Origin of the sequence: Nannocystis sp. RBIL2, from assembly GCF_026626745.1 — a bacterium.
In the GTDB taxonomy this organism is placed as follows: Bacteria; Myxococcota_A; Polyangia; order Nannocystales; family Nannocystaceae; genus Nannocystis.
Genome location: NZ_JAPNJW010000002.1, coordinates 2,495,384 through 2,512,151, shown reverse-complemented (window position 1 = coordinate 2,512,151; position 16,768 = coordinate 2,495,384). Strand labels below are relative to the sequence as shown.

General features: G+C 72.5%; 12 protein-coding genes. 7 read left to right on the top strand and 5 right to left on the bottom strand.

Features of this window, described 5'->3' with window-relative positions:
• Positions 1 to 205 precede the first annotated feature (205 nt).
• Both OV090_RS35065 and OV090_RS35060 read left to right on the top strand, forming a co-directional pair.
• Entirely contained in the window at positions 206 to 1,723 is a 1,518-nt protein-coding gene (locus tag OV090_RS35065; RefSeq protein WP_267709059.1) for a hypothetical protein, read from the top strand.
• 609 nt (positions 1,724 to 2,332) lie between these two features.
• Positions 2,333 to 3,358 carry a hypothetical protein gene (locus OV090_RS35060; RefSeq protein WP_267709058.1) on the top strand — a complete coding sequence of 342 codons (1,026 nt, stop codon included), beginning with the start codon at positions 2,333 to 2,335 and terminating at the stop codon, positions 3,356 to 3,358.
• Positions 3,359 to 3,498: 140 nt separating this feature from the next.
• Here OV090_RS35060 and OV090_RS35055 read toward each other — a convergent pair whose 3' ends face one another.
• The gene (locus OV090_RS35055; protein ID WP_267709057.1) at positions 3,499 to 7,305 is read right to left on the bottom strand and encodes a serine/threonine-protein kinase; all 3,807 of its coding nucleotides are present in this window, start codon (positions 7,303 to 7,305) and stop codon (positions 3,499 to 3,501) included.
• Between the two features lie 229 nt (positions 7,306 to 7,534).
• On the opposite strand from OV090_RS35055, the gene OV090_RS35050 reads away from it, so the two are divergent.
• From OV090_RS35050 to OV090_RS35040, 3 genes are all read left to right on the top strand, one after another.
• A complete protein-coding gene (locus OV090_RS35050) occupies positions 7,535 to 8,746 on the top strand; it encodes an acetyl-CoA C-acyltransferase (RefSeq protein ID WP_267709056.1) in 1,212 nt (403 codons plus the stop codon).
• Between the two features lie 63 nt (positions 8,747 to 8,809).
• A complete protein-coding gene (locus OV090_RS35045) occupies positions 8,810 to 9,358 on the top strand; it encodes a hypothetical protein (RefSeq protein ID WP_267709055.1) in 549 nt (182 codons plus the stop codon).
• Positions 9,359 to 9,443: 85 nt separating this feature from the next.
• Entirely contained in the window at positions 9,444 to 10,424 is a 981-nt protein-coding gene (locus OV090_RS35040) for a homocysteine S-methyltransferase family protein (protein WP_267709054.1), read from the top strand.
• Positions 10,425 to 10,876: 452 nt separating this feature from the next.
• On the opposite strand, the gene OV090_RS35035 is transcribed toward OV090_RS35040, so the two are convergent.
• The 3 genes from OV090_RS35035 to OV090_RS35025 form a co-directional block, all read right to left on the bottom strand.
• On the bottom strand, positions 10,877 to 11,638 hold the full coding sequence (locus OV090_RS35035) for a PAS domain-containing protein (protein ID WP_267709053.1): 762 nt from the start codon (positions 11,636 to 11,638) through the stop codon (positions 10,877 to 10,879).
• A gap of 351 nt (positions 11,639 to 11,989) precedes the next feature.
• The gene (locus OV090_RS35030; protein WP_267709052.1) at positions 11,990 to 12,931 is read right to left on the bottom strand and encodes a hypothetical protein; all 942 of its coding nucleotides are present in this window, start codon (positions 12,929 to 12,931) and stop codon (positions 11,990 to 11,992) included.
• A gap of 177 nt (positions 12,932 to 13,108) precedes the next feature.
• Positions 13,109 to 13,882 (bottom strand): sulfite exporter TauE/SafE family protein, encoded by a 774-nt coding sequence (locus OV090_RS35025; RefSeq protein ID WP_267709051.1) that lies wholly within the window; start codon positions 13,880 to 13,882, stop codon positions 13,109 to 13,111.
• A gap of 72 nt (positions 13,883 to 13,954) precedes the next feature.
• Between OV090_RS35025 and OV090_RS35020 the strand changes: the two genes are divergently transcribed.
• Together OV090_RS35020 and OV090_RS35015 are read left to right on the top strand one after the other, a co-directional pair.
• Positions 13,955 to 14,098, top strand: coding sequence for an MYXO-CTERM sorting domain-containing protein (locus OV090_RS35020; RefSeq protein WP_267709050.1), 144 nt, complete (start codon positions 13,955 to 13,957; stop codon positions 14,096 to 14,098).
• Positions 14,095 to 15,138 (top strand): hypothetical protein, encoded by a 1,044-nt coding sequence (locus OV090_RS35015; protein WP_267709049.1) that lies wholly within the window; start codon positions 14,095 to 14,097, stop codon positions 15,136 to 15,138. The genes OV090_RS35020 and OV090_RS35015 overlap by 4 nt, the downstream gene beginning before the upstream one ends.
• A gap of 41 nt (positions 15,139 to 15,179) precedes the next feature.
• Here the strand turns inward: OV090_RS35015 and OV090_RS35010 are convergent, their stop codons facing one another.
• Positions 15,180 to 16,496 (bottom strand): hypothetical protein, encoded by a 1,317-nt coding sequence (locus tag OV090_RS35010; RefSeq protein ID WP_267709048.1) that lies wholly within the window; start codon positions 16,494 to 16,496, stop codon positions 15,180 to 15,182.
• Positions 16,497 to 16,768: the final 272 nt, after the last annotated feature.

Here is a 16,768-nt window from a genome sequence, read left to right as displayed (position 1 = left end):
AGCTACGCTCGGTCGTGCGGCGGGATGGCGCTTCCGACCTCATCCGTCACCTCACCGTACCTCGGAGGCACCCGCGTGCAGCAACCTCACTGACAGCGATGGTGGTTACCGCTTCTATTTCGTCTCGTGGGAAGTAGACTGGTCCTCGATGATCGTAAATCGCACCGTTCGAATTGGTTCTACTATTGCGTTGATAACCTGTATCGTGCCCACGCTCGGCCATGCCCGGGGGCCGGACTTCGACCACGACGGATACGAGGACCTGGCAATCGGCTCGCCGTACGAGAAAATCGGTACGACCATCGTGGATGCCGGCCTCGTGAATGTGCTCTATGGCAGCGCGGGAGGACTCGACGACCCGGCGACGCGGATGACGTCGATCTGGCAGGATCAGACCGGCGTCGAGGGGGCCTCGGAGATCGATGACGGCTTCGGCTGGGCGATGGCGTGGGGGGACTTCAACGGTGATTGCTTCGACGATCTTGTCGTCGGGGTGGTCGGCCAGACAGTGGGCAGCGTCCAATCCGCTGGAGCGTTGCACGTCTTCTTCGGCTCGTCCAGTGGGCTCCGCACCGACAACGACTACCTGTTGACCGGCGCGAGCCCCGGCATCCCGGGCGACCCGGTCAACTTCGGGGTCAACCTCGTATCCGGCGACTTCAACAACGACAGCTTTCACGACATCGCCGTCAGATATCGGGAGAACGACAACGGCAAGATCATGATCATCTACGGGGGCAACGCGGGTCTGAGCGGGACGGCGGGGCCCGGTGCGCACGTTTTCAACCCGACGGCCAACCACGAGTCTTTCGGCTTTTATGATATGGCGACCGGTGACTTCAACTGCGACGGGCACGAGGACCTGGCGATCGGTGACTCGTCGTACACTATCGGTACCGATGAGGTGGGGCGCGTCGACATCATCTACGGTTCGAGCACCGGGCTGTCGACGTCGGCCGGTCCCGGGGCGGAATATCTGCTGAATCAGGCGGGGCCCACCCACGGCGACCAGTTCGGTAACTCGCTGGCGGTCGGGAACTTCAACGGCGACACCATGAACGGAAACGCCTGTCAGGACCTGGCCGTCGGTGTGACTCAATTGGGGATCGGCACAGGGATCGGGGGCGTGGCGGTGTTTTACGGCACATCGACCAGCGGGCTCCAGACGTCGTCCCCAGCGGATCAGTACATCACGCAGGACTGGGGCAGCATCCTGGATTCGGGGGAGTACCCGGAGGACGATTTCGGCTGGGCAGTCGCTGCGATGTATGCCGACAACGATGGCTACGCCGATTTGGTCGTCAGCAACCGCGCGGAAGACGCGGGGCGTGGCGTCGTGCATGTCATCCGCGGCTCGGCGAGCGGGCTGACCGACGTCAACAATCGCATGTGGAGCCAGGCCACAGCCAACGTCCCGGACGCCCCGGAGGACGGTGACTGGTTCGGGTTCGGTCTGGCGTGCGGCGACTTCGACGGCTCCAGCGTCGAGGACCTGGCGATCTACGTGCCACATGAATTCAACCCCGGCGTCACCCATCCGGACAATGGGGTGGTCCAGGTGTTGTACCTCTCCAACGCGAGCGCGCCCGCGATCTCGTCGGGCGAGCAATGGGAGCAGGGCGATATCGACACGCGCGTCACGGAGCCGGAAGATCAGTTTGGGAGCGTGATGGCCGCGCCGCGTCCTGTCGAGTGGCGACAGCCGTCCGATTGCCTCATGTGAGGCCGAGCCGGGGTCGTCGCTCGCTTCGGTGGACCCATCTGCTCAAGGCCCGAGTGAATGGGCGCGAGTCGTGCTTCCCGAGCGCGCGCGTGCCCGAGCCGGAGCGTCGACGGGCCGAGCGCTCGCCGCACGGGCGAGGCAGATCGCGGGGCTGGTATCGGCGGCAGGGCCGAGCGGATCGAGCGCGAGCGTTCGCGGTGGCGCGAACGCAAGACGGCTCCGCGGTCGAAGAAAACCTCTGCTCGACGCTGCCGCGCACGCTCCGGCGAACACGACGGCGGCCGCGCGGCGCACTGCGAAGGGCGGTGCGCGGAAGAGATCGGGCGTTTTCGAGCAGCGATGGAGGTTATGTCCCGAGAGACAGCATCGCCATTGCCGGCGAGCGCGGTGCGGCGGTGCGCGGAATCGGAGCAGCACAAATCGCGCTCGGGTCGGCGGATGGATCGGGCCCGGTGCGACCCGGATTTGCGAACGCAGAGCGGCGCAGGAACGCTGTTGGAACGGCGAAAACGACCCATCGGGCGCCTAGAGGAGGCTCACGTGAGGGTCCGGCTCGCGGCCTCCGCAGCCCGCCGGGAATGTGACAGGAATCGTCGCAGGATGTGGGGCATGGCGGGCGGACGGGCGGCGGTGTTGGCGGTGTGCGGGCTCATGCTCGTGGGCTGCTGGAAGGACAACCCTGCCTTCATGGTCACCGTGGGGCCGGGCGAAGGGAGCGGCGGCGGCGAGGCCACGAGCGGGTCCTCGAGCGACGAGCCGGACACGACGAGCGGGACCACCGACGAGGCGACGACTGCGGAATTGGGGCCGAGTCCGTCGACGTCGACGGCGAGCACGACCACCGACGCGGGCTCGAGCGAGCCCGAGACGACGACCTCGACGACCTCGACGACCTCGACGAGCTCGACCAGCGGCGACCCTGGCGGCACCAGCACGAGCACGACGGGGGAGGACCTCGCCCCCGCGTGCGGCGCGACCGGCCTCGGCCCGGCCGAGCTGCAGGCGCGGCAGTGGAACGGCCTTGTCGCCCAGGCTTGCAACGACATCCCGGGGCGCAACTACCGGGTGCTCGAGCTCGCGGGCGTGTTCGTCACGGCGGTCCCCTGTTCGAGCAACCCGGCCGCCGGATGCACGGGCTGCAACTACGGGAAGACGCTGCTGTTCGGGTTCACCACGCCGGCGCCCGACGGCCTGATCGCGCTGTCGAAGTGCGTGTACCTGTCGGCCCACGGGGCGATCGACACGCCGGCGCCCGAGCCGTGCCGCTACCGGCAGATGGCGGTGTGGTGGGACGACAGCGACACCCCGGGCAAGAAGGAGCCGCTGGCGATCTTCGGCCACGACACCCTGGCGGTCGATCCCTCGGTGGCCGACATCAGCGGCAAAGACCTCGGGGTCCAGCTCGTGCCCGCGGGCGCCGAGTGCTCGTGCGTCGACGGCGACGACTGCTGCCCCGACAAGGCGGTCGAGTACGACCTGCGCTTCGTCGGCGAGGAGCCGGTCCAGCTGCCGCAGGGCACGTCCGGGGCGGTGAAGCTCGGCAACGCCACGTACGAGGCCTATAACGGCCAGTCGTTCGAGACCGGCGCCTGCGGGCAGGAGCAGCGGTTCGACTGGTGGCTGCTGCGGCAGTGAGGGCGGACGGGGAGGCGGTCCCGTCGTCGCGACGAGACATGTTCTCGGGGACATGACCCATCGATCATGCTCGAACGGGCATGGCGTGCAGGACATGCGCCCGAGGACATGCCGGAAAGGCCATGTCCGAGGCCGGCGGCTCAGCGGCCGGGGAAGCCGGGCAGGAGGGCGCGGGTCATGCGGTCGGGGCGGCGGACGCCCTGTTCGGCGAGGGCGCTGTCGGCGGCGGCGACCAGCTCCGCGCCCTTCTCCCCGCCGGTGAGCTCGCCGAGGCGGCGGCGGGCGGCGGCGGCGTACAGGGCCATGTCGGCGGCGCGCAGGCCCGGCTCGGCGGCGCGCAGGCCGGCCAGGGCGCGCTCGCGCTGGCCCTGGATCGCGGCCAGACCGGCGCCGACCAGCTCGCCGAGCGGGCGGGCCCACGGGGCTGTCTCCAAGGCCAGGCGGCTGGCCTCGTGCTCGACCAGGCGGACCAGGCCGGCGCGCTCGCTGTCGCCGTGGTCGGACACGAGGCGCAGCAGCGCGGCCTGGGAGCGCAGGAAGCCGAGCACGACGTGGGCCCACTGGCTGTGGAACAGCAGCGAGGTCTCGAGGTCGGCGAACTCGCGCTCGACACGGCCCCACGGCGCGGCCGGGTCGTCGCCGTAGAAGTCGACCAGCAGGCTGCCGACGAAGGTCCACAGGCGCGGCGGGCCGAGCGACTCCTCGGGCAGGCGCTGCTGGACGTAGCCGATCTCGGCGCGGGCGCGCGGCAGGTCGTCCTCGGCCAGCCAGTAGGCGACCTGCGGGCCGCCGCGCAGCAGCGCGTCGGACCAGCTGTCGTCGCGGTCGCGGGCCTCGGCGATGAACGTGGCCAGGCGCTGGCCGACCAGGCGCAGGTCGCCGAGCAGGAAGTGGGCGATCAGGCGGTGCGACTGGCCGGACACGATCTCGAAGTTGGTGCCGGTGCACTCGCCGCGCAGGATCTGCTCCGACTGCTCGAGCAGGACGATGCTCTCGCGCCAGCGGCCGAAGTGGAACGCCGCGACCCCGCGCGACAGCGCCAAAAGGCCGCGCGGCAGCGCCTCGGGGGTGCGCTGCAGCAGGGCCTGGGCGGCGCTGGCGAGCTTCTCGGTGCGGGCGCGGTCGGCCTCGCCGCCGGAGGACACGAACGCGACCTCGGCCGCGAGCGCGCAGGCGGCGTGGAAGATGTTGCCTGTCTTGTATGCCAGGTTGAGATAACGGGCTTGAAACAGCGCGGTCAGCGGGAGGTCGTGCGCCGACAGGCTCGACGACAACGTGCGGCACACCGCGAGGCGCACGAGGTCGTCGGGGTCGACCGTCTTGGGGTCGCGCTCGCGCAGGCCGAGGCCGCGCAGGCGCCAGCGGGTCCGCTCCCACGCGAGGCTGGTGTGCAGGGCGCGGCTGGTGGCCGGGAGGCTCATGCCGGCGGCGGCCAGGACCTGGCGGATCGTCGTCATGCCCTCCGGCAACTGACCGGCGCGCAGGAACTGCTCGCCGGCGCGACGGCGCAGCTCGAGCGCGCGGGCCGGCGGCTCGGAGGCGGCGGCCTCGAGGTAGAGACGGGCCGCCTTGACGCCTCGGCCAGCGTTGGCGAGCGCGTCGGCCAGGCGGACGCTGAGCTCGGCGCGGCCCTTGTCGCTGTGCGGTTTGAACTCGAGGGCGAGGCGGTAGAGGCGGGCCGCGCGGTCGAAGGCGAGGGCGGCGGCGGCCTGATCGGCGGCCATCTGCGCGTAGTCGCCGGCGCGCTCCCACTCGCCGGCCTCGCGGTAGTGCAGGGCGAGGGTGTCGCTGTCGCGCTCGCCGTGGTTCTCCATGGCGACGGCGAGGTCGCGGTGGCGGGCCTTGAGGTCGTCGGGCGGGAGGGCGCCGAGTACCAGCTCGCGCACGCGGTCGTGGTAGGTCTCGATGATCTCGCTGTCGCCGCTGCGAGTGAGCACGAGGTGCTCGCTGCGCAGGGTGGCGAGCGCGGAGTGGGTCTCGGGCAGGCCGGCGGCGGCGCCGGCGAGGCGGAGGTCGACGGGGCCGCCGGCGACCGCGGCGATCTCGAGCAGGCGCCGCGCGGGCTCGGGCAGGCCGTCGATGCGGGTCAGGAGGACGCGATCGAGGGTGACCTCGCCGCGCTCGCCGGGGCGCTCGCCGGTCGCCAGCAGGTGGCGCACGAGCTCGCTGACGAACAGCGGGTTGCCCTGGGCCTCGCGCGCGACCTGGCGGGCCCGCGCGCGCAGGTTGGCGGGCAGCAGGGACTGCGCGAGGTCCTCGGCGTCGGCCTCGGACAAGGGGCCGATGTGCAGCTCGCGGAGGTCGAGCTCGCCGCGGGCCGCCTCGCGCAGGGTCTTGAGCACCGCGCCGTTGTGGGCCTCGGTGCGGTAGCTGGCGATCAAGAGCAGCGCCGGCGCGTCGGGCGGGCGCAGCAGATCGGCGAGCAAGGCGGCGCTGTCGCGATCGCCCCACTGCAGGTCGTCGATGTGCAGCACCAAGGGGGCGCGGTCGGCCAGGCGCGCCAGCAATTCCTTGAGCGCCGCGAAGGCGCGGCGCCGCAGCTCACGCGGATCGGGGATGTCGACCGAGCGGCGCGGGGCCTGGGTGACTGCCTTGACCCGCTGCAGCACCGGGAACACGCGGGCCAGGGCGTGCACGTCGCGCGGCATCAGCTCGGCGACCTTGGCCTCGGGCAGGCGCAGCAGGTGCTTGGCGAGCGCGTCGATCAGCGAGTCGAGCGCCTTGAACGACACCGACTCGCGCTCGTAGCAGCGACCGGCGAGCACCACCGCGGGGCCGCGCTGCAGGCGGGCCAGGAACTCGCGCACGAGGGCGCTCTTGCCCATGCCGCTGCGGCCGTAGACCTGGACGAGCGCGGCGCGGCCCTTCTGCGTGGCGGCGGCGGCGTCCTGCAACGCGCGCAGCTGGGCCTCGCGGCCGACGAACAGGTCGCGCTCCTGGCCGACCGAGGTGCGCGGGCGGATGCCGGTCGGGCCGCTGCCGACGCGCTGCAGCACCTCGGCGCTGCCGGGGCGGGCCTTGGGGTCGCGGCTGAGGAGCGCGAGGCACAGCTCCTCGAGATCCTTGGGCAGGCCCGAGACGATGCTCGACGGGACCGGGGCGTCCCGCTCCTGCTTGGCGATCATGATCTTCAGGCCCTTGCCCTTGAACGGCAGCTCGCCGGTCAGGGCCAGGAAGACCATCACGCCGACGGCGTACCAGTCGGAGGCGGCGGACGCCGGCTGACCGCCGGCCTGCTCGGGCGAGATGTACGCCGGCGTGCCGACGACGCCGCCGGCCTCGGTGCTGCGCACGGTCTCGGTGATCGAGTCGCTGACGAGGCCGAAGTCGAGGATGACGAGCCGGCCCTCGCGGGTGATGAGGACGTTCGACGGTTTGATGTCGCGGTGCAGCTTGCCCGCGGCATGCAGCGCGCCGAGGCCGGCGGCCAGCTGGCGCAGCGCGGCCCGCAGGCGCTCCCAGCCCTGCTCGCGCTCGGCGGCCTGCGCCGCGGGGTCGGCGTCGCCGCCGTCCTCGGCCTCGCTGCGCACGTACTCGACGAACTCGAGCCCGTCGATGTACTCCATCGTGAAGAAGATCTGCTCGCCCTCGAAGAACAGCTCGTGCAGCTGGATGACGTTCGGATGGGCGACGTCGGCGAGGGCCCGGAACTCGCGCTTGAACCGGTACAGCGCGCCGGGGCTGACGTTGAGCAGGGTCTTCAGCGCGACCGGGTGGGCCCGCTCGCGATCGATGGCCTCGTACACCACGCCCATGCCGCCGGCGCCGACGCGGCGGACGATGTTGAAGCGCTTGTCGGCGGCGAAGCTGACGAACTGGGCGCTCTCGCCCGGATCGGGCTCGGGCGGCTGCGACGGCGCGCTCTTGCCGTCGCCCGTGAGGTCGTCGCCCGAGCGGAACGACATCGCCTCCTCGAGCGACAGCTGCGTGTTGTCGTCGCGACTCACGACCCCGGCAGGGTAGCTCTGCCGCCGCCCGCGCGGAACCCAATCCGGCGCTTTCGCGGGCGAGGGACCGCTCGCGTGCGGGTGCGTCGGCGGCCGCGCAGCAAGCGGGGCCGGGCGAGGCCTGGCGGCGTGTGACCGTCCTCCGCACGGACCGCGCGCGGTTCGCGTGAGCGAGCGCAACTGAAACGTGTCCTGAGCCCGCGGGCGGTCGTGATAACCCCCAAGGGACATGACCTCCGATGCTCGCACGCCCGTCATCGTCGCCGCCGTCCGCACGCCGATCGGGCGGCTCCGCGGCGCGCTCGCGCCGGTACGGCCCGACGACCTCGCGTCCCACGTCGTCCGCCACCTCGCCGAGCACTACAGCCCGGCGATGGAGCAGCTCGAGGACGTGTACTTCGGCGCCGCCAACCAGGCCGGCGAGGATAACCGCAACGTCGCGCGCATGGCCTCGTTGCTGGCCGGTCTGCCGGTCGAGATCCCCGGCGTCACCGTCAATCGCCTGTGCGGCTCCGGCATGGAGGCCATCATCCAGGCGGCCAAGAGCATCATGGTCGGCGAGGGCTCGGTCTACATCGCCGGCGGCGTCGAGAGCATGACCCGCGCGCCGTACGTGATGCCGAAGGCGAGCGACGCGTTCGCCCGCGACGCCCAGCTGTTCGACACGGCGCTCGGCTGGCGCATGACCAACCCGGCGATGGAGCGCCTCTACGGCGCGGAGCCGCTCGGCATCACCGCCGAGAACGTGGCCGAGCGCTACCACGTCAGCCGCGCCGACCAGGACGCGTGGGCCCTCGGCAGCCACACCAAGGCCGCGGCGGCGCAGGACGAGGGCTGGTTCGACAACGAGATCGTGCCGGTCGAGATCCCCGGGCCCAAGGGCGCCGATCCGGTGCGCGTCACCGCCGACGAGAGCGTCCGCCGCGACACCACGCTGGCCGCGCTGGCCAAGCTCAAGCCGGTCTTCAAGGCCGGCGGCAGCGTGACCGCCGGCAACAGCTCGCCGCTCAACGACGGCGCCGCGGCGCTGCTCATCACCAGCGCCGAGCAGGCGCACAACCTCGGGCTGCGGCCGATGGCTCGCATCGCCGCGTGGGGCCACGCCGGCGTGGCGCCCGGGGTCATGGGGATCGGCCCGGTGCCGGCCAGCCGCCGCGCGCTGAAGCGGGCCGGCCTGCAGGCCGCGGACCTCGGGGCGATCGAGCTCAACGAGGCGTTCGCGGTGCAGACCGTGGCGTCGATCCGCAGCCTCGACCTCGACCCGGCCAAGGTGAACCCGGGCGGCGGCGCCATCGCCCTCGGCCACCCGCTGGGTTGCTCCGGCGCCCGCATCACCGCCACTCTGGCGCACGGGATGGCCCGCGCTCGCGTGCGCTGGGGGCTGGCGTCCATGTGCATCGGCGTGGGCCAGGGGATCGCGCTTGTGCTCGAGCGCACTTGAGCGAGCGGCGCTGCGCGCATGTTTGTTGGCGGCCTGGCCGCCGCGGCCTATCGTCCGGCTCCAATGCGCAAGAACATCGTAGCTGGCCTCGCCTGCATGCTCCTCGCCCTGCCCGCCTGCAACGGCAGCAGCGGCGACACCGACAACACGCCGAGCACCACCGACAACAACACGACCTCGAACGACGCGACCACGGCGCCGACGACGACCACCGAGACCGGCGGCATCGTCTGCGAGCCGGCCCCGGCCGGCGGCGTCGGCGGCGTGATGAGCGAGTTCGGCGCGCCCTGCACCACCGACGACGAGTGCGTGACGATCCTCGGCGAGGGCGGCGTGTGCCTCACGGACATCCTCGAGCTGTACGACCTGCCCTGCGGCTACTGCAGCAAGCTGTGCGAGCTGCCGCCGAACACCGCCTACGTGCCCGACGACGCGATCTGCGGCGAGGGCGTGACCTGCATCGGCGCCGACATGTACTTCGAGGGCTGCGTCGTCGAGTGCACCGACAACGCGGACTGTCCGCGCGAGGGCTACGAGTGCCGCATCATGCCGACCATCGGCCAGCCGATGGACCCCAAGTTCTGCCTGATGAAGGACGAGTTCATGCGCTGAGCCCTCCGGGGCTGCGGCGTAGGGCCGGCCTGGCCCCAGGGACATGCCCTGAGGGGCATGCGCGAACGGACATGTCCGTGGGGGCATGTCCATGAAGCCATGGCCGACGCCGGCCCTGCTCGACGGGGCGATGGGCACCGAGCTCGAGCGCCGCGGCGCGCGGATGGACGCGCCGCTGTGGTCGGCGCACGCGCTGGTCGAGGCGCCCGCGGTGGTGCGGCAGGTCCACCTGGACTACCTCCGCGCCGGGGCGCAGGTGATCACGACGAACACGTTCCGCACGCACGCGCGCAACCTGGCCGCGGGCGGGCGGGCCCACGAGGCGGCGGCGCTGACCCGGCTGGCAGTGACTCTGGCCCGCGAGGCGCGGGATCAATTTTCGGAGGGAGATTCAGCGAGCGCAGGGATGGCCCGGATCGCGGGATCGATCAGTCCGCTCGAGGACTGCTTCCGCCCCGCCGACTCGCCCGGCAGCCGCGCGGGGCCGGAGCACCGGGCGATGGCCGAGACGCTGGCTGCCGCCGGCTGCGACCTGCTGCTGGTCGAGACGATGGGCCGCGTCGACGAGGCAGCGGCGGCAGTGCAGGCCGGGCAGGGGCTCGGCCTGCCGGTGTGGCTGGCGGTGGTGTGCCGCGCCGACGGGCGCCTGCTGGCCGGCGAGTCTTTGGAAGAGCTGGTGGCCGGGCTGCGCGGGCTCGCGGTGCAGGCGCTGCTCGTCAACTGCACGGAGCTGACGTTCTTGCCGGCGGCGATCCCGGCGCTGGTGGCCGCGGCTGGCGCGACGGACATGCTCCTCGGGACATATCCGCACACGGGTCACGCGGGTCCGGGGCGGTTCGTGACGCACGCGGTCACGGCCGCAGGGTTCGCCGCCGAGGTGGCGGCGATAGCGAGGAGCGCCCGGCTGCACCTGGTGGGCTCGTGCTGCGGGTCGACGCCGGAGTGGACGGCGGCGCTGGGGCGGGAGCTGTACCGAGAGACAGGTGAGCGCGAGGCCGCACGAGGGCTGCTGGCCGCGGCGGTGCCCCGGCGAGGTGACGCGGCGCCGACGTCGACCTGTCCTTGAGGACATGAAAAATCGACGCGCTCCGGCCGGGGGCAAGTGAGCGCGCTGGGACGCGGGCCGGCTGGCCGCGGTGGGCGACGCGCTCGGGTTGTCGATCTGTCTCTTAGGACAGACGAAGGCGAAGGGCGCGCTGGAGCCGAGGGGCAGGTGAGCGCGCTGGAGCGGGGCGCGGCGGTGCAGTGCGGCGTCGACATGTCCGCCAGGACAGGCGAAAACCGACGGCGCGCGAGCTCCGAGCGGCGCTCTGGTGCATGACCGCTGCCGCGAATGGCGCTCCCTCCGGTTGCGCCCGGTGCGCCAGACCACCGGCGTCTGTTGACATTGGCGGCGCCGCGCGCTGCTGGGGCTGGCCCGAGAGACAGGTGGTGCCTGCGCCGGTCGTCGGCGGTCGCGGAACATGCCCCTCAGGACATGCGATCAGGATGGCCCGAGAGACAGCCCGCGCGATCGGCTCAGCCGGATCGCGGGACCCGGGCGAGCGCGTCCTCGAGGGTCGCGGCGGTCGTCAGGTGGGCCAGAGTGGTGGAGCTGGTGACGAGCAGCTGCGCGAGCGACGGGGACACGCCGGCGAGCAGGCACTGGGCGCCGAGCAGGCGGGCCGCGGCGGCGGTGCGGCCGAGGTAGTCGGCCACGCGCTCGTCGGCGTCGACGAGGCCGGTGACGTCGAGGATCAGCGCGTGCGCCCGCTGCTCGGTGATCGCGGCCAGCACGCTCTGATTGAGGCTCTGCACCCGGGCCGCGTGGTAGTGGCCGACCAGCGGGACCACCAGCACGCCGGCGGCGACCCGCAGGACCGGGGTCGGGTTGTTGCGCTCGACCGTGGCGGCGGCGGCGAGCCCGGCCGCCGCGCTGGCCTGGGCGGTGAGGTCGACGACCACGCCGATGCTGTAGCGGACGCCGGCGATCTGCGCGACGTGGACGGACATGTGGATCGGCGTGCGCTTGCCGGTCTGGAGGCCCATGGCCGAGAATTCGTAGTGCTCGGGGACCGCCTCGCCGGCGATCCGTCGGCGGTAGCGATCGACGACGAAGTCGCGGTCCTCGGGGGCGATGAAGCGGACGAAGTTCTGGCCCAGCGCTTGCTCGAGCGGGCACTCGCACAGGCGCAGGAACTTGTCGTTGCACCACTGCAGCATGCCGTCCTGCATCACGTACAGCGCGATGGGGAGGTGCTCCAGCAGCGCGAGGACCTGGGTCGCGTCCAGCGAAACCATGACGGACCATATAGCCGAGCCGCCTCTTGCCAGCACGGCGTGGAAGCGCGCAACCCCGGCCTTTCGGCGGCAATTCGTCGCGGCTCGGTCCGCCCCCGAGGGCTGCGCCCCACGACGCCGCAGACCGGGAGCGACGCGACGTGCGGTGCGATCGACCCGCGCACCTCGCGGACCTTCACGCGCCGAGCTGACGCCCGTGCGGTCCGGACGCGACGCTGCACGCACATGGCGGAAAGGACATGTGATGAAGCCCCGCGCGAGTGCGGAGCCGCGGGGAGGGGTCGACGACGACGCGGCCGGTCGCAGCCCTCGCGTCGGCGATGGACTCCGCGGGGACGAGCCTCCGTCGCGTCACTTCTCGAGCTCGAGGCGGAACGGGGTCTTGCCGCGAGCCTCGACGAGGCGGGCGAGGTCGGCGGCCGTGGCGTTCGCGGGCAGTCGCTGCTGCTCGGCCTTGGCGTCGCGGGACAGCGCGAGCGGGAACTGGCGCTTCGCCGGCGAGGTCTTGCCGGTCATCTGCCACACCGCAGGGACGAGCACGTCGAGGTCGATCCCCTCGCACTTGCACCCCTCGACCGCGCCCGGCAGGCCGTCGAGGAGCGTCTTGCCGCGGGACGCGGGGTCCATGACTGCGAGCTTCTGGAACAGCTCGGTGACCGGCTTGCAGCCGCCGATCGCCTTCTCGAGCGCCTTGGCGAGCTCCACCGCGCGCCGGTCGGCGGGGGACTCGTCGAAGATCTTCTGCACGGCCGGAGGCGCGGGCGGGGCCGGCGGGGCGGTGTCTCCGGCGAGCTGGACGATTTGAAAGAACGTCACCTCGGGCGGCAACCCGTCGGCGAGCGCGAGGATCGTCGACGCCGGCACCCGCGCGTCGATGACCAGAGACAACGACAGCCGGGCCGGCACGCCGGTGTTCACGCTCAGCTGTTTGGCCCTGTCGAGCTCCGAGGCGAGCGCCTGCTGCAGCTCGGCGGCCGTCGCGATCATGTTCTCTTCGAACTTGCACTTGCCGTCGGCGAGGACGAACACCGGCAGGCCGTCGCCGACCGGCTCCCCGCCGCTCGTCGTCGGCAGCTCCATGCCAGGCGGCAGGTTGAGGATCGTCGCGTCGCCCGGACCGTGGGCGAACAGCGTGCGCATCGCAGTGACCTTCTCCGGGCAGGCGGCCGCCGCGGGCGAGACTTTGGCGTCGGACGGGGCGGGGCCGGTCGCGGTCTGGGCGGCCGGGGCAGACGTGCCCGAACCGCAGGCGAGGAAGCTGACGAAGAAGAGCGCGGTGAGAGGACGCGGCATCGGCGACAGTGTAACGCCGCTCATGGTTCGCCTCCCGCTCGTCAGTGGGTGCGCATGACCGTCGCTTGCGAGCGACATCGACAGCGATGGCGCTCGCGGGCCCGGACTCGGCCAGGCATTCGCCGAGAGGGGAGCCGGTTCGCAGCCGCTGGCCGGCCGCGCGATGGGACCTGTCCTTCAGACCAGCAAGGACGCCCCGCTGACCGCGACCATCACCACGATCGTCCAGCGGACCAGCGGCGCGCCGGCGCGGATCTGCATGCGCGCCCCGAGCCAGCCGCCGAACATCATCCCGATCGCCAGCTGGCCCGCGCGCAGCCAGTCGATCTGGCCCGCGGCTGCGAACACCGCCACCACCAGCAGCGTGTACACGAACACCAGCGCCACCTTGGCCGCGTTGGCGCGCAGCAGGTCGTGGCCGAGGTGGGACACGAACAGGGCGATCAGCGGGAAGCCGACCCCGGCCTGCAGGAAGCCGCCGTAGACGCCGATGAGCAGCGCGAGCGCGTAGGCGGCGGTGCCGGGCGGGCGCGGCTCGGGCGGCGGGGTCGACATGCCACCTGGCCGAAAGACCAGGAACAGCGCCCACGCGACCAGCACCCCGCCGATGACCGGGCGCAGCACCGCGTCGCTGGTGCGGGTCGCCAGCCACGCGCCGAGCAGCGCCCCGACGCACATCGGCGGGGCCATGCGCGCGACCAGGCCGGTGTGCAGCGCGCGGTCGCGCGCGAAGGTGAGCGCAGCGGCCGAGCCGTGGGCGAGCACGCCGATCCGGCTGGTCGCGTTGGCCACCCCGGGCGGCAGGCCGAGGCCGATCAGCAGCGGCAGGATGACGAAGGAGCCGCCGCCGGCGAGGGTGTTGAGCACCCCGGCGAGCACCCCTGCGAGCACGAGCAAGGTCGGCCCGACGTAGGGGTCGGCCAGAAAGCCGCCGGTCGGCGAGGCGAGCACCGGGCGACGGTACGCGATCGCCCGTGCCGGCGCACCTTCCCAGGCCGCCGCCGCGTGTGCCATCGTGCGGCCATGACGGCAGGAGCGCGCGTGGATGTGCCCCCGGGGCCGCCGCCGAACAAGGGCGGCTGCCGGCTCGACGCGCAGGCCGACGCGGGCGCCGGCTGGCTGCTGCTGCTGGCGCTGTGGGCCGTGCGCCGGCGACGACGAGCATGACCGCGACGACGCTCCTCCGCGGCCCGATCGACGCGGCCGACCTCGTGCGGCGCTGGTGGCTCCGCCGGCTCGGGCGCGTGGTCCGGCCGCTGATCCGCCGCCGCGAGCTGCGGATCGCCGTGCTCGGCTCGACCATGGTCTGCACCGCCCTGACGGCCACGCTGATCGCCCCGCTGTGGCTGCTGATCCTCGGGCCGCTGGTGTGGGGCGTGCCGCACCTCGTGGCTGACCTTCGGTACATGCTCGTTCGGCCAGGTTATCACCGGCGCGCCGCCCTGGTCGTGCTGGCCGGGCCGCCGCTGGTCTACGTCGCGCTCGGCGGGCAGCTGCTGTGGGGCTTTTTGGCGGCCGGCCTGGCGGCCGTGGCGGCGCGCGCGAGCCTGGGCCGGCGCGCGCTCGGGGTCGTGATGGTGGCGGCGCTGGCCGGCAGCTTCGCCGCGCTCGGGCGCACCGGCGACGTGGTGTTCGCCCACCTTCACAACGCGATCGCGGTGCTGCTGTGGTGGGCCTGGCGGCCGCGGACGTCGCGGCTGCACTGGCTGCCGCTGGCGCTGATGGTCGCGGCCAGCGTGTTCCTGGTCAGCGACGCCGCGCTGTCGGCGGTGCGCGCGAGCGGCGGGCTGCAGTGGTTCGGCGGCGGCATGGGCCCCGAGTACCAGGTGTGGCGGCTGTCGCCGGGCGTCGGCCCGGAGTGGGCGCTGCGGCTGGTGCTGCTGTTCTGCTTCGCCCAGACCATCCACTACGGCGTGTGGCTGGGCCTCCTGCCCGACGAGGACCGCGAGCGCGCGACCCCGCCGACCTACCGCGCCCGTTGGGCCGGCCTGCAGGCCGACATGGGCCGGCCGCTGCTGTGGGCGGCGATCGCAGTGGCAGTCGCGCTGGCGCTGTGGGCCGCGCGCGACCTGATGGCCGCCTGCCACGGCTACTTCCGCATGGCCCGCTTCCACGGCCACCTCGAGCTGTGCGCCGCGGCGCTGCTGCTGATCGAGGGCGGCTCACGGGACCTGCGCGATGGCGCAGGTGCGAACAGACATGTTTGAAGGGACATGCTGCATCGGGCATGTCCGTCAGGGCAGCCCGATCAGCCGGGGTTGACGGGGAAGCACTCGCAGCGGCCCCAGTCGCCGACGCAGCCCCAGGGCACGCCGCCCGCGAGCTGGGTGAAGAAGGCGTCGTAGTCGCTCTGGCCGAGCGCAGGGTTGCCGACCGAGGAGAAGCTGCCGACCTCGGTCAGCTGCGGCGCGCCGGTCAGCGAGGCGAGCTTGTCGTTGCCGGCCAGGGCGAAGTGGCCGACCGAGGCCAGGCTGTCGAGGCCGACCAGGCTGGTGAGGCCGTCCATGCCGCCGCCCTCGCCGTGCGAGCAGTCGCCGATCGTGAAGGTGCCGACCGAGACGAGCGCGCCGAGGCCCTCGAGGTCGGTGACCGCGGGCAAGGCGTTGAAGGTGAGCTGGCCGCCGCTGACGAGGCCCGCGAGCGGGGCGAGGTGCGGGACCTTCGGCAGCCGCTCGAAGTGCAGGTCGGCCTGGACCACCGGCTCCAAGCCGGTGAGCGAGACGAGCTTGGGCAGGTCGAACAGGGTGATGTGGACCGGGTTGGCGCCGTTGGCCGCCATGAGCCCGCCGAGCCCGGCGAGGCCCGGCAGCACCGCGTTGCCCTCGATGCGCAGCTCGAGCGGCGCCCCGGCGACGCCCCAGGTCGCGGCCGCGTGCAGGTCGACGAGCGCGTCGTTGTCGCGCAGCACGACCGACGCGACGCCGGCGAAGTCGGGGGCGAAGCTCGGCAGGGCGGTGATCCCGAGCCGCTCGAGCTCGAGGACCGGGGCGACGCGCAGGCCCGCCAGCGCGCCGAGGTCGCCCAGCTGCGGCATGCCGGTCAGCTTGAGCGACTCGACCTCGCGCAGGCAGGCGAGGCTCGAAAGATCGGTGAGCGCGAGGTTGCCGGCGATCGTGACCGACCCGTCGACGCGCTCGAGGTTGCCGAGGCTGGCGATCTCCTGCGGCCCGGCGTTGGCGCCGACGTACAGGTCGCCGACGATGTGGTTGACGCAGGCGAAGTTGGCCCCGGCGCCGGAGAGCATCACCATGCCCTCGTGCGACGAGAAGCTGTCGCACGGCGGGCCGCAGGCCGCGGGCGGATCGAAGGTGCTCGAGACGTCGCCGCCGCCCGAACCGGAGGTCGACCCGTCCTCGGTGTCGCTGGTGGTCGGCGTCGGAGCGGGGTCGGTCGGCCCCATCGTCGTGCCGGAGGAGCTATCCGTGAGCGCCGCGGTGGCCCCGATGGTCTCGCCGGGGCCGCTCGCGGTGTCGGTGTCGAGCGGGCCGGGGACAGTGTCCTCGTCAGGGCATGCGCATATGACCAAAAGGACAGGTAAGAGGCGATAACGGAGAAAGCCAAGCATGACAGCCATGATGCCGCAGATCGACCGCAAGCGCGACGGTGCCGCCGGGCGTAACGTGCGAGCCCCGGCGGCGCGCTGGCGGGCGCGTTCTCCGCGAGGGGGCATGGCCGCGCTGCGCGGCGGACGATCGGTGGTGACGCTCGGGCCGCGCGAGTGATTCCCGCGTCGCCGCGTGCGAGCGGGTCGGCGCATGTAACCGCGTTCGACTCGGGGTTTGCCAGCATCTGTACGAACGGACAGGTCGGTGTCCGTCGCAGCTCCTGCGCGACCAC